Consider the following 13,390-nt stretch of genomic DNA (forward strand, 5'->3'; position numbering starts at 1 on the left):
CTTCAGGAGGCGATCGCCTCGCCTTCATCAAGATTTGTCTGCCGGTTCGATCGCTGGGTGAAGTACGTTTTATCTTCCCAGCGCAGACAGGTCAGATCGCCGCCCCAGCAGCAGCCGGTATCCAGCGCGTAAATGCCTTCCGGCGTACCTTTTCCTTCCAGTGAAGCCCAATGACCAAAGGCAATGCTGTATTCGTTGGCCACCGGCCCGGGAATGGCAAACCACGGTTTCAGCGGCGCGGGGGCGTTTTCCGGCGCCTCTTTGGCGTACATATCCAGCTGCCCGTTCGGGAAGCAGTAGCGCATGCGGGTAAAGGCGTTGGAGATAAAGCGCAGGCGCGCCAGGCCACTGAGCTCATTGCTCCAGTTGTTCGGCATGTCGCCGTACATCGCGTCGAGGAAGAACGGATAGGAGTCGCTGGCGAGCACGGCTTCCACATCGCGGGCGCACTGTTTGGCGGTTTCCAGATCCCACTGCGGAGTGATCCCGGCGTGGGCCATGACCAGCTTTTTCTCTTCATCGATTTGCATCATCGGCTGACGACGCAGCCAGTTGAGCAGATCGTCGGCGTCCGGCGCCTCAAGCAGCGATTTCAACCGATCTTTGGGTTTATTGCGGCTAATGCCCGCAAAGACCGCCAGCAGGTGCAGGTCATGATTGCCCAGCACGATGCGAATGCTATCGCCAAGCTGTTTCACGAAACGCAGCACTTCCAGAGAACCGGGGCCGCGCGCGACCAGGTCGCCCGTGAGCCACAGCGTATCAACCTCAGGGTTAAACTCCACCTGCTCTAATAATGCGATCAGTTCATCGTAGCAACCGTGAACGTCGCCAATAAGGTATGTAGACATTGTTTTAATGGATGAGGGTTGGTACTGCGAGACGGAAAACAGGGACTTCAATGGAGAACGGCGCGCCGTTCACATCGATCATCTCATAATGCCCCTGCATGGTGCCCAGCGGCGTTTCAATGACCGCGCCGCTAGTATATTGATACTCACCGCCAGCGGGAATATGCGGCTGCTCGCCGACAACCCCTTCACCCTGGACTTCGGTCTCGCGACCGTGGCCGTTGGTGATAAGCCAGTAGCGGCCAAGAAGCTGAACCTGAGTTCGCCCCAGATTGCGAATAGTGACGGTATAAGCAAAGACGTAGCGCTCTTCTTCCGGAGAAGATTGCGATTCGATATAGACGCTTTGTACCTGCACACATACTCGGGGCGAATTAATCATGGTTAGCTCTCCTTGGTGGGCGCGTTCTCAGATAACCAGTTAGCTAGCTGACAGTACTGCGCCACGGAAATATTCTCTGCGCGCTTGGCCGGGTCGATACCCAGTTCGGTCAGAACCTCAACGCTGAACAGGTTGCCGAGGCTGTTGCGGATCGTTTTCCGACGCTGGTTAAACGCTTCTGTCGTGATACGGCTCAGTACGCGTACTTCTTTCACCGGATGCGGCAGCGTGCGGTAAGGCACCAGACGCACTACGGCGGAATCGACTTTAGGCGGCGGCGTAAAGGCGCTCGGCGGCACTTCAAGCACCGGGATGATCTGGCAGTAGTACTGCGCCATTACGCTTAACCGACCATACGCCTTACTGTTCGGCCCGGCAACCAGGCGATTGACGACCTCTTTTTGCAGCATAAAGTGCATATCGGCAATGGCATCAGTATAGCTGAACAGATGGAACATCAGCGGGGTCGAGATATTGTACGGCAGGTTGCCGAAGACGCGCAGCGGCTGGCCCATGCTCTGCGACAGCTCGCCAAAGTTCATGGTCATCGCATCCTGCTGATAAATCGTCAGCTTAGGTCCGAGGAACGGATGCGTTTGCAGACGAGCGGCCAGGTCGCGGTCCAGCTCGATAACGGTGAGCTGGTCGAGGCGTTCGCCAACCGGTTCGGTCAGCGCGGCGAGGCCGGGGCCGATTTCAACAATCGCCTGACCTTTTTGTGGATTGATGGCCGAGACAATGCTGTCGATCACAAATTGATCGTTGAGAAAGTTTTGCCCGAAGCGTTTACGGGCTAAGTGGCCCTGATGGACTCGATTATTCATTGAGTATTAACAATCATTTTAATGGCGAGATTAAGCGCCGTGATAAAACTGCCGACTTCCGCTTTCCCCTGGCCCGCAAGTTCAAGCGCGGTGCCGTGGTCAACGGAAGTGCGAATAAATGGTAAACCGAGCGTAATATTCACGCCGCGGCCAAAGCCCTGGTATTTTAGCACGGGCAGGCCCTGATCGTGATACATCGCGAGCACCGCATCGGCATGGTCGAGATATTTCGGCTGAAACAGGGTATCCGCCGGCAGCGGGCCGCTGAGGTTCATGCCCTTCGCGCGCATCTCTTCGAGCACCGGAATGATGGTATCGATCTCTTCCGTACCCATATGGCCGCCTTCGCCGGCGTGCGGGTTCAGGCCGCAAACCAGCACGTGTGGGTTGCTGATGCCAAATTTGGTACGCAGATCGTGATCCAGGATGGTGATGATTTCCCGCAGCAGCTCGGGCGTAATCGCATCGCTTATTGCTTTTAACGGCAGGTGAGTGGTCACCAGCGCCACGCGCAGCGCTTCAGTCGCCAGCATCATCACCACTTTACTGGCCTGCGAGCGCTCTTCAAAGAACTCGGTATGACCGGTAAACGCGATCCCGGCATCGTTAATAATGCCTTTGTGCACCGGCCCGGTAATCAGGGCGGCGAATTCGCCGTTCAGGCAACCATCGCAGGCGCGGGCCAGCGTGTCCACCACGTAGCGGCCGTTGCTGACGTTGAGCACGCCCGGTTCAACCGGCGCGTTAAGCGCGACGGGGAGAAGCGTCAGGGTGCCTGCGCGCTGTGGCGTAGCGGGGGCGGTGGGATCGTAAGGCAGAAGCGATAAAGGAAGACCGAGCAGCTTTGCCCGGTCGGATAACAGAGCGCCATCGGCGCAGATCACCAGCTCTACCGGCCAGTCGCGCTGCGCAAGCTGCACAACGAGGTCGGGGCCAATCCCGGCAGGTTCACCGGGAGTGATAACAACTCGATTCATACACTTCATCCTTCAGGCGGTCTCTTACTGGCTGCGCTTCGTCGCCCCCGTCAGAGACCGGGGCGATTTGCTCAGCCGCCTCGATACACCCTGCGTGATGTTGTGTATGAGGCTAATGCGATTAGTTGCTCAGAACCTTCACGTAGGCGCTGGCGCGCTGTTCCTGCATCCAGGTCGCCGCTTCCTCAGAGAACTTGCGGTTCATCAGCATGCGGTAAGCGCGATCCTTCTGCGCGGCGTCGGTTCTGTCGACGTTGCGGGTATCCAGCAGCTCAATCAGGTGCCAGCCGAAGGAGGAGTGAACCGGAGCGCTGGTCTGGCCTTTATTGAGGCGCAGAATGGCGTCACGGAAGGCCGGATCGAAGATATCCGGCGTCGCCCAACCTAAATCGCCGCCCTGGTTGGCAGAGCCCGGATCTTCAGAGAACTCTTTCGCCGCTTTGGCAAAGGTGGTTTTCCCGCTCTTGATGTCAGCCGCGATCTGCTCCAGCTTCGCCCGAGCCTGATCGTCGTTCATGATCGGCGACGGTTTCAGCAGGATATGGCGGGCGTGAACTTCGGTCACGGAGATGTTCTGGCTGCCGCCGCGCATATCGTTAATTTTCAGGATATGGAAGCCAACGCCGGAGCGTATCGGGCCGACGATATCGCCTTTTTTCGCGGTGCTCAGCGCCTGGGCGAAGATGCCCGGCAGTTCCTGAATCCGGCCCCAGCCCATCTGGCCGCCTTTCAGCGCCTGCTGGTCGGCAGAGTAGGTGATAGCCAGCTTGCCGAAGTCCGCGCCGCCGCGCGCCTGCTCAACCACCGAGTTCGCCTGCTCCTGAGCCTCTGCCACCTGCTCGGAAGTTGGGTTTTCCGGCAGCGGGATCAGAATGTGGCTGAGGTTCAGCTCGGTGCTGGCGTCGTTCTGATCGCCAATCTGTTTGGCCAGGGTTTCAACTTCCTGGGGCAGAACGGTAATACGACGACGAACTTCGTTGTTACGCACTTCCGAAATCAGCATCTCTTTACGAATCTGATTACGGTAGGTGCTGTAGTTGATACCGTCATAGGCCAGACGGCTGCGCATCTGATCCATGGTCATGTTGTTTTGTTTAGCAATGTTGGCGATGGCCTGGTCGAGCTGATCGTCAGAGATCTTCACGCCCATTTTCTGGCCCATCTGTAGGACAATCTGGTCCATGATCAGACGCTCAAGGATCTGATGACGCAGGGTGGCGTCATCCGGCAGCTGCTGCCCGGCCTGGCCGGCGTTAAGTTTTACCGATTGCATCAAGCCATCGACGTCGCTTTCCAGAACAACGCCATTATTGACGACAGCCGCTACTTTATCGACAACCTGTGGGGCAGCGAAACTGGTATTCGCGATCATGGCGATACCGAGAAGCAGCGTTTTCCAGTTCTTCATACTTTTTCCATTTCAATTAACCGCAATTGCGGATTACGTGTAAACCAGCCACATCACAGGGAGCTCTGGTACGGTAAAATGTTCGAACGCAGCATCTGCTGGGTGCCGAGACCGTAGTTGGAGCTCAGGCCGCGCAGCTCAATGTTAAAGCCGAAGGTGTTGTCGTATTTGCTTTCGCTGCTGCTGTTATCCCAGCCGTTGATCTTACGTTCATAGCCGACGCGGATAGCGTAGCAGCAGGAGCTATACTGAACCCCTAACATCTGGTTCGCTGACTTTCTGGTATTCGTGTCGTAGTAATACGCGCCGACGACTGCCCAACGATCGACGATTGGCCAGCTGGCGGTCATCCCCACCTGCGAGATACCATCTTTGTACTGCTTAGCGGTGGAATAAGACGGCAGGGTCGCCTGAATGTATTCCGGGCTCGCATAACGATAGTTAAGTTGTACTAAACGGTTTTCGTCGCGACGGTATTCCACGGTTCCGCTGCCGGTAGCGACGTTATCCAGACGCGTATCGTACTGAATTCCCCCGCGTAAACCCCAGTCGTCGGTGATGCGCCAGTAGGTATCGCCAGCCCATACCAGTGAACCTCGCGTGTCGTTGTTCTCCCAGTTGATGTTGTCGTCACCGGTACGCGCCTCGGTGAAATAGTAGATTTGACCAACGGAAATATTAAAACGTTCAACGGCGGCGGCATCATAAACGCGAGATGTGATGCCGGTGGAGACCTGGTTGGCGGACGCAATGCGATCGAGACCGCTGTACGAACGGTCGCGGAACAGGCCGCTGTAGTCCGATTGCAGCAGCGTTGAGTCGTAGGTGCCGATTTTGCTCTGGTCGCGATACGGGATGTACAGGTACTGCATGCGCGGTTCAAGCGTCTGGGTATAGTTCTCCTGCATATCGCGCTCGAAAACCATTTTGCCATCGACTTTAAACTGCGGCATCACGCGGTTAACGGAGTCTTTATAATCGGTACCGTTGGCCGCGTTGTAGTCATCAAGGTTGCTTTGCTGGTAATGGGTTGCCAGCAGTTTTGCCTCGGTATTGATGCTTCCCCAACCGTTAGACAGCGGCAGGTTGATAGTTGGCTCGAAGTGAACGCGTGTCGCTTCCGGCATTCTGCTGTTCGAGTTAACAAAATGCACCGCCTGGCCATAAAGATGGGTATCAAACGGGCCGACATCGTTCTGGTAGTAGTTCACGTCCAGCTGCGGCTCGGCGGAATAGGCATTGCTTGAGTCGCGGTTAAAGACCTGGAACTGCTTGGTCGATACGGTGGCGTCAAAGTTCTGATTAGCGTAACCGGCGCTGAGCTTCTGCGTGGCGTAGCCGTCGGTACTGGAACCGTATTTCGAGCTGAAGTCGTTAAAGTAGTCCGGGTCGCTGACTTTGGTGTAGTCGGCGTTGAAGCGCCACACCTGGTCTACGACGCCCGAATGGTTCCAGTAGAACAGCCAGCGGCGGCTATTGCTGTCGCCTGAGTGATCGTCCTGGTAAATTTTATCCGAAGGCAGGTAGTCGAACTCAATTAAGCCGGTTCCTGCTTTGGTCAGATAGCGGAATTCGTTCTCCCACATGACGCCGCCGCGCTTGCTCATATAGTGCGGGGTCAGCGTGGCGTCGAAGTTCGGAGCGATGTTCCAGTAGTAAGGAAGATAGAACTCTGCGCCGTTTTTGGTGCTGTATTTGGCGTTGGGGATCAGGAAGCCCGAACGACGCTTGTCGCCCACCGGCAGCTGCAGGTAGGGACTGTAAAAAATCGGTACGGAACCGAGCTTGAAGCGAGCGTTCCAGATCTCAGCGACCTGTTCTTCGCGGTCGTGGATAACTTCACTGCCGACCACGCTCCAGGTGTCAGAGCCGGGCAGACACGAGGTGAAGCTGCCGTTTTCTAAAATGGTGTAGCGGTTTTCGCCGCGCTGTTTCATCAGGTCAGCGGTACCGCGCCCCTGACGGCCAACCATTTGGTAATCGCCCTGCCAGACGTTGGTATCTTTGGTGTTCAGATTCGACCAGGCTTTCGGCCCTTTGAGGATCACCTGATTGTCGTCATAGTGAACGTTGCCGAGGGCATCAACCGTACGCACCGGCTGCGGCTGGCCGTCGGCCTGCTGCTGGTGAAGCTGAACTTCATCGGCCTGCAGTCGGCTGTTCCCCTGATTGATATCAACGTTGCCGGTAAATACGGCGTTATCAGGATAGTTGCCTTTCGCATGATCGGCATCGATCGTCACCGGCAGGTCGTTGGGTTTCCCTTCAACCAAAGGACGATTGTAGCTTGGTACGCCAAGCATACACTGCGTGGCGAGATCGGCAGCGAGGCCCTGTTGGCTATACAAGGCGCTGGCAATCATAGTGGCCAGGAGGCTGGGAATACGTTTTTTCATACGTTGTATTTGTTGTTCCGTCATCGTGTGGCAGCGGCTTGCAAACGGTCAGAGCCTAACGTACTCGTCTAAATCGCGCTAGTGTTAATCCTGCCCGTTTACTTCCCGAGCGTTAGGCACTGTGTAGAATGACGAGTATGATAAAGCAAATTATAGGCTATGTCCCACAATTGACCGAGGCGTAAACGCTTTGTAACGTGCGGTCAGATATAGCTTAACTGGCGGCAGAGAGATTGGGGAGTCTATGCAGTATTTGGGTAAAATAATTGGCGTTGCGGTTGCGTTGATGATGGGGGGCGGCTTCTGGGGCGTGGTGCTGGGGTTCTTAGTCGGGCATATGTTTGACCGTGCGCGCAGTCGCCGGCTGAATGTCTTCGCCAACCAGCAGGAGCGTCAGTCGCTGTTCTTCTCCACCACTTTTGAAGTGATGGGGCATTTGACCAAATCGAAAGGACGCGTCACCGAAGCCGATATTCATGTCGCCAATTTGCTGATGGATCGCATGAGTCTGCACGGCGAAGCGCGAACCGCGGCGCAGCACGCGTTTCGGGTAGGGAAATCAGATGATTACCCGCTGCGTGAGAAAATGCGCCAGCTGCGCAGCGTCTGTTTTGGGCGTTTTGATTTAATTCGGATGTTTCTGGAAATTCAGCTGCAGGCGGCTTTCGCCGACGGCGAACTGCATCCCAACGAACGCGACGTGCTGTTTGTGATTGCCGATGAGCTGGGCATCTCCCGCGCTCAGTTCGAGCAGTTCCTGCGCATGATGCAGGGCGGGGCGCAGTTTGGCGGCGGTTCGCAGCAGCAATCTTACGGGCAGCGCGGCGGTAACGCCGGCTGGCAGCAGGCGCAGCGCGGGCCAACCCTGGAAGACGCCTGCAATGTGCTGGGGGTTAAAGCGACCGACGATGCCGCCACCGTCAAGCGCGCCTATCGTAAGCTGATGAGCGAGCACCATCCGGATAAGCTGGTGGCGAAAGGGCTACCGCCGGAAATGATGGAGATGGCTAAGCAGAAAGCGCAGGAGATCCAGAAAGCCTGGGAGCTGATTAAAGAGCAGCGCGGCTTCTAAACGACCGGCCTCTCCCGGACGGGAGAGGCGTCACGATGCGCTGGCGGCGCGGCGGTACATGCGCCGCGGATGGCCTATCTTGCCGTACAGCATTTCTACCTGCAGAAAACCGATTTCCACGCAGTGCTCCAGATAGCGCCGGGCCGTGGTCTTGCTCAATCCAGCCTCGCTCACCACGTCATCCACCGAAAAGCAGCGTTCATCTTCGCCGGTAAACAGACTCTGCACCAGCGCCAGCGTTTTTTCTTCAATACCTTTACTGCCGCTATCGGCTCGGTAGTTTTTAGCCTGCAGCTGATACAGCGAATCCACGTTCTGCTGGTCGACAATCTTCCATTCGCGCTGCTGGTCGTAGAACTGTACGAACCGTTCAAGGGACTGGCTCAGGCGCTTCCACGACACCGGTTTGAGAATGTAGTCGAAGGCGCCGTTGCGAATTGCCTGGCTACAGGTTTCCATATCGCTGGCGGCGGTGATAAAGATCACCGAGCAGCCAGCGTGGCCCATAATAGGGTCGTTCATCAAGGTGACCCCTTTGCCGTCCGGCAGGTAGTTATCCAGCAGCACCAGCTGCGGCGGCCTGGCGTTGAGTATCTGCCGCGCCTGGGCGAGAGAAGCCGCCGTGCCCGCCAGCCGTATACGCGGATGTTTCTGGATAAGCTCGGCGTGCAGCCGCGCCAGTTCGCTTTCATCTTCAACGATCAGAACATCGACCAGGTCATGATGCATAGTGCTTCTCTTCTTGCGGATGGGCTGGCCCGTCGGCGGGAATAAACAGCGTGAAAATCGCCCCGCGCGGCGCGTTGTCGGCCACTTCAATCGTGCCGCCAGCCTGGGTGACATAGCGTTCAATAAGATACAGTCCAATACCGTGATCGCCGCGAGTTTTGGTGGTGACGCCGCGCTCAAAGATATGCTCGCGGATCTCCGGGCGAATACCGACGCCGCGATCGGCGACTTCAATCATTAATTCCCGGGCGTTGAGCTGAATCAGGATCTCGACCGGTTCGTGCGGCAGTTCGGCGCGCTGGGTGGCCTCAATGGCGTTATCCAGCAGATTACCGATGATAGAGATAAGCTCGGACTCCATCAACGACGGCAGCGGACGGTCGATGCGGCAGGCCGGGTCAAAGCTCAGTTCGACCCCTTTTTCCCGCGCGCGGGCGGCTTTGCCCAGCAGCAGGCCGCACAGCGTCGGCGAATTAAAGTGCGATGAGATAAAGTCCAGTAGCTCCTGGGCATGCTCCGACTGCGCCTGAATATAGCGAATCGCCTCATCATAGTGGCCCATATGCAGCAGGCCGGACAGGGTGGTCATCCGATTGAGCTGTTCATGGCGCATGATGCGCAGATTATCGACGTAGCGTTTCACCTGGCTGAGCTGGGCGCTCAGCGAGTTGATTTCATCGCGGTCGCGGAAGGTGATCACCCAGCCCTGGAGCGAATTCTCCAGCATGATACGCACCCGGCTGGCGAGCACGGTAAGCTGATTAAAACGGCATAGCTCATCGTGGGTATCGTTTTCGAGCATCTCACCGCTGGCGAAAAACGGCTGCGGGGTAATGACGCTATCGATCGACTTACCGCGCAGCTGGTGCGCGGGCTGGCTCAGTCCGAGCAGGCTGCGGGCGGCGTGGTTTATCACTTCGATACGCCGGTGATGGTCAATCACGATCACCCCTTCGTATATCGACTCCATCATCGCTTTTTGCTGACGCACCAGCAGGCCGATTTCGCGCGGCTCCAGCGAGAAAATTTGCTTTTTAATGCTGCGGGTGAAGTACCAGGAGAAGATAAACAGTGCGATAAGCAGCAGCACCGCGGCGACGAAGATGTTGATGACTTTTTCCAGCGTGATGCTGTCGAGATAGCTGGTGAGATAGCCGACGGAGACAATACCGACCACCCGGCCGGCGTCATTGAAAATCGGCGCTTTGCTGCGCAGGGAAATACCGAGCCCCCCTTTACGGATAGTGGTCGTGCTTTGCCCCTCGAGCACCGGCTGGTTATCGCCGCCAACCAGTCGCGTGCCGACCCACTCCGGGTGGACCGAGTGAAACAGATGCACGCCCCGCTTGTCGCCAATAACAATAAAGCTGGCGTCGCTGTGGGCGGCGATATTTTGCATAAAAGGCTTTATCGCCTGCGCATCTTCACGCGTCACCTGCTGACGTAAATTAGGCATCAGCGCGATTTCTTCCGCCTGTATTCTCGCGCGGGCGCTCATTTCCTGATAAAGCTGATGGCTGGCGTCGAAATAGTAATAGACTCCCAGGAGCGCGAACAGCACTGAGAAAAAAGCGACCAGCGAAATGAACAGCTTAAACTGAAATGAAACCTTCATAAGTATAATGCACAGTATCAGGGATGCGGCAGCGTATCATTTTTTCGCTACCGGCATCGTGGCTGAGGGTGACCGGTGGACGTCCACGCGGGCGTCAGGGAACCACAATTATCCGCTGGCGGGGAATTTATCAAGGTTAATCAGGCGCTGGATTTAAAAACCTTAAAAACCACGGCTATAAATCAGAGCGGTTTCACAATAATAATAGAAACCATAAAAACCATAGTGACCATTAAAACTTCGTTTTTAATCTGCCGATCCTCACATTAACTCTGTGCATGGCCCTCTAACCTGAAAAATAATAATAACCAGAGGGCTTAATTATGAGCACCACAGACAATGCATTCCCTGCAACCATCGACCCTATTAATACGCCAAAAGCGCCGCTTAAGCAGCGTTGGTGGCATATCCTCGATAACTGGAAAGTCGGTATTATCCCGCTGCCGCTCTTCCTGCTGGCCGGCGGCCTGATCGCGCTGGACTGTCTGGGCGGCAAGCTGCCGAGCGATATCGTCGTGATGGTGGCGACGCTGGCCTTTTTCGGCTTTGCCTGCGGCGAATTCGGTAAGCGCCTGCCGATACTCGGTAAACTCGGCGCGGCGGCCATCTGCGCGACCTTTATTCCTTCTGCGCTGGTTCACTACGGCCTGCTGCCGGATGTGGTGGTGGAGTCGACTACCAAATTCTATAAGTCGACCAACATTCTTTACCTTTATATCTGCTGCATTATCGTCGGCAGCATTATGAGCATGAACCGTACCACGCTGATTCAGGGCTTTATGCGGATTTTCTTCCCGATGCTGTGCGGAGAAATCGTCGGTATGGTGGTCGGCGTCGGCGTGGGTACCGCCCTGGGGCTGGAGCCGTTTCAGGTGTTTTTCTTTATCGTCCTGCCAATCATGGCCGGCGGCGTCGGCGAGGGGGCGATTCCGCTGTCGATTGGCTACGCCGCGCTGATGCATATGGATCAGGGCGTTGCGCTCGGTCGCGTGCTGCCGATGGTGATGTTGGGCAGCCTGACGGCGATTGTGATCGCCGGCGGTTTAAACCAGCTGGGCAAGCGTTTCCCGCATTTGACCGGCGAGGGGCAGCTGATGCCGAACCGCCGCAACGAGACGCACCGCGAAACGCCCGCCGAGGGCAAAATGGACGTGACGACGCTGGCCTCCGGCGCGCTGCTGGCGGTGCTGCTCTATATGCTGGGTATGCTTGGCCAGAAGACCATCGGCCTGCCCGCGCCGGTGGGAATGCTGTTTCTCGCGGTGCTGCTTAAGCTGGTAAACGGCGTCTCTCCGCGTCTGCAGGAGGGCTCGCAGATGGTATATAAGTTCTTCCGCACGGCGGTGACCTATCCGATTCTGTTTGCCGTCGGCGTGGCGATCACGCCGTGGCAGGAGCTGGTCAACGCCTTTACCCTTACCAATTTGCTGGTGATTATCAGCACCGTATCGGCGCTGGTGGCGACCGGCTTCCTGGTCGGCAAAAAGATTGGCATGCACCCGATTGACGTGGCGATTGTCTCCTGCTGCCAGAGCGGGCAGGGCGGCACCGGCGATGTGGCGATTCTGACTTCCGGCAACCGCATGAACCTGATGCCGTTCGCCCAGATCGCAACAAGAATCGGCGGCGCGATTAATGTATCGCTGGGATTGCTGTTCCTCAGTCACTTTCTGGCGTGATTTAACTTTTATATAACAGCTAAGTCTGCTTTTTCGTGCTAAATAGCGCAGAAAATTTCTGCGCCCCGTCTCCAAAACAGGGATCGTTTAGCGATACAATCAGCGCCATTATTCGCGACCGCGACGGCAGCCTGTCCGCTGCCTTTTATTAAGTGAGGAGAGAAACAAATGTCAGTGGATACTCTCGCCCGTGAGGGCGTAAGCATGGAAGCGCTGCTGGCGGCGAAAGAGCAGCGTGCGGCTCGCCAGGCCGACTGGTTAGCCCATTATCAACGGCCGCTGATTTCGCTGACCCTGGTGACGCCGGGCGCGGTGAAAGACAGCATTCGCTACCGTAATATGATGGGCGTGGCGCTGCAGGCCTGCGATCAGATGCTGTGGAAACACCGCTGGCAGACGCTGGATCGCCAGGTGCTGTGGCTGCCGACCGGGCCGGAAGCGCTGTGGTGCGTCGATCACGCCGCCAGCGAAATCAAAGCCTTCTGTACCGACCTCGAGCATACTCACCCGCTGGGCCGCCTGTGGGATATTGATGTGATTTGCCCGAAGAATGGCCTGGTGGGCCGTCAGTCTATGGGGGAGAACCAGCGCCGCTGCCTGCTGTGCGACGAGCCCGCGCATGCCTGCGCCCGCAGCCGCCGTCATGATACCGGGGAGGTTGTTGCCCGCGTCGAGCAGATGATTGATGCGTGGTTTGCCCGCGACTAACGCCTGTTTCCCGTTGCGATGATGAGCGACGGATAGCCCGGGTGAGCCGCTGGCGGCACGACCCGGGACAGAGATAAGCGATCAGAAGTCGATCGGCGCGCGGAAGGTCATCGAATTACCGAAAGCGGGATGGGTGATGGTCAGCGTTTCGGCGTGCAGTAGCAGACGCGGCGCCATCGCCAGCGCTTCCGGCGACGCATAAAAGCGGTCGCCGAGAATCGGATGGCCCAGCGCCAGCATATGCACGCGCAGCTGATGCGAACGCCCGGTAATCGGCTTCAGGCGCACGCGGGCGGTGTTGTCCGCCGCGAACTCCAGCACTTCATACTCGGTTTGCGCCGCTTTGCCGGTTTCGTAACACACCTTCTGCTTTGGCCGGTTCGGCCAGTCGCAAATCAGCGGTAAATCCACCAGACCTTCCGCTTTTTCCGGATGCCCCCAGACGCGGGCGACGTACTGCTTTTTCGGCTCGCGTTCGCGGAACTGCCGCTTTAGCTCGCGCTCTGCCGCTTTGGTCAGGGCCACCACAATCACGCCGCTGGTCGCCATATCCAGTCGGTGTACCGACTCGGCCTGCGGAAAGTCGCGCTGAATGCGCGTCATCACGCTGTCTTTGTGCTCAGCAAGCCGCCCCGGCACGGACAACAGGCCGCTCGGCTTGTTGACCACCATAATGTGCTCATCCTGGTAAAGAATAACCAGCCAGGGATCCTGCGGCGGATTGTAGTTTTCCATCGCCATATTCGCGT

12 protein-coding genes are annotated in these 13,390 nt (G+C 57.0%); 3 read left to right on the forward strand and 9 right to left on the reverse strand.

Annotated features, from left to right (window positions below):
* Positions 1-2 precede the first annotated feature (2 nt).
* From apaH to lptD, 6 genes are all read right to left on the reverse strand, one after another.
* Positions 3-851: a bis(5'-nucleosyl)-tetraphosphatase (symmetrical) ApaH gene (gene apaH, locus BWI76_RS04510; protein ID WP_004872243.1), complete on the reverse strand. Its 849-nt coding sequence runs from the start codon at positions 849-851 to the stop codon at positions 3-5.
* A gap of 4 nt (positions 852-855) precedes the next feature.
* The gene (gene apaG / locus BWI76_RS04515) at positions 856-1,233 is read right to left on the reverse strand and encodes a Co2+/Mg2+ efflux protein ApaG (protein WP_004128828.1); all 378 of its coding nucleotides are present in this window, start codon (positions 1,231-1,233) and stop codon (positions 856-858) included.
* Positions 1,234-1,235: 2 nt separating this feature from the next.
* Positions 1,236-2,057 carry a 16S rRNA (adenine(1518)-N(6)/adenine(1519)-N(6))-dimethyltransferase RsmA gene (rsmA, locus tag BWI76_RS04520; protein WP_004098527.1) on the reverse strand — a complete coding sequence of 274 codons (822 nt, stop codon included), beginning with the start codon at positions 2,055-2,057 and terminating at the stop codon, positions 1,236-1,238.
* Positions 2,054-3,034, reverse strand: a complete 981-nt coding sequence (gene pdxA, locus BWI76_RS04525) for a 4-hydroxythreonine-4-phosphate dehydrogenase PdxA (RefSeq protein ID WP_098067388.1) — start codon at positions 3,032-3,034, stop codon at positions 2,054-2,056. The genes rsmA and pdxA overlap by 4 nt, the downstream gene beginning before the upstream one ends.
* Positions 3,035-3,155: 121 nt before the next feature.
* A complete protein-coding gene (gene surA / locus BWI76_RS04530) occupies positions 3,156-4,442 on the reverse strand; it encodes a peptidylprolyl isomerase SurA (RefSeq protein WP_004872241.1) in 1,287 nt (428 codons plus the stop codon).
* A 53-nt stretch (positions 4,443-4,495) separates the two neighbouring features.
* A complete protein-coding gene (gene lptD, locus BWI76_RS04535; protein WP_024360291.1) occupies positions 4,496-6,838 on the reverse strand; it encodes an LPS assembly protein LptD in 2,343 nt (780 codons plus the stop codon).
* Positions 6,839-7,082: 244 nt separating this feature from the next.
* Between lptD and djlA the strand changes: the two genes are divergently transcribed.
* Positions 7,083-7,910 (forward strand): co-chaperone DjlA, encoded by an 828-nt coding sequence (gene djlA, locus BWI76_RS04540; protein WP_024360292.1) that lies wholly within the window; start codon positions 7,083-7,085, stop codon positions 7,908-7,910.
* A gap of 30 nt (positions 7,911-7,940) precedes the next feature.
* Here djlA and BWI76_RS04545 read toward each other — a convergent pair whose 3' ends face one another.
* Complete coding sequence (locus tag BWI76_RS04545; protein ID WP_004872238.1) at positions 7,941-8,639, reverse strand: response regulator; 699 nt, start codon at positions 8,637-8,639, stop codon at positions 7,941-7,943.
* The gene (locus BWI76_RS04550) at positions 8,629-10,254 is read right to left on the reverse strand and encodes a sensor histidine kinase (protein WP_004872236.1); all 1,626 of its coding nucleotides are present in this window, start codon (positions 10,252-10,254) and stop codon (positions 8,629-8,631) included. The genes BWI76_RS04545 and BWI76_RS04550 overlap by 11 nt, the downstream gene beginning before the upstream one ends.
* Before the next feature lie 323 nt (positions 10,255-10,577).
* On the opposite strand from BWI76_RS04550, the gene BWI76_RS04555 reads away from it, so the two are divergent.
* Together BWI76_RS04555 and citX are read left to right on the forward strand one after the other, a co-directional pair.
* Positions 10,578-11,933 carry a 2-hydroxycarboxylate transporter family protein gene (locus BWI76_RS04555; RefSeq protein ID WP_004872233.1) on the forward strand — a complete coding sequence of 452 codons (1,356 nt, stop codon included), beginning with the start codon at positions 10,578-10,580 and terminating at the stop codon, positions 11,931-11,933.
* A 168-nt stretch (positions 11,934-12,101) separates the two neighbouring features.
* Positions 12,102-12,641 carry a citrate lyase holo-[acyl-carrier protein] synthase gene (citX, locus tag BWI76_RS04560; RefSeq protein ID WP_004872231.1) on the forward strand — a complete coding sequence of 180 codons (540 nt, stop codon included), beginning with the start codon at positions 12,102-12,104 and terminating at the stop codon, positions 12,639-12,641.
* 81 nt (positions 12,642-12,722) lie between these two features.
* On the opposite strand, the gene rluA is transcribed toward citX, so the two are convergent.
* Entirely contained in the window at positions 12,723-13,382 is a 660-nt protein-coding gene (rluA, locus tag BWI76_RS04565; protein WP_004872228.1) for a bifunctional tRNA pseudouridine(32) synthase/23S rRNA pseudouridine(746) synthase RluA, read from the reverse strand.
* Between the last annotated feature and the right edge of the window lie 8 nt (positions 13,383-13,390).

Source organism: Klebsiella sp. M5al (assembly GCF_002090195.1).
Taxonomy (GTDB): Bacteria; Pseudomonadota; Gammaproteobacteria; order Enterobacterales; family Enterobacteriaceae; genus Klebsiella; species Klebsiella grimontii.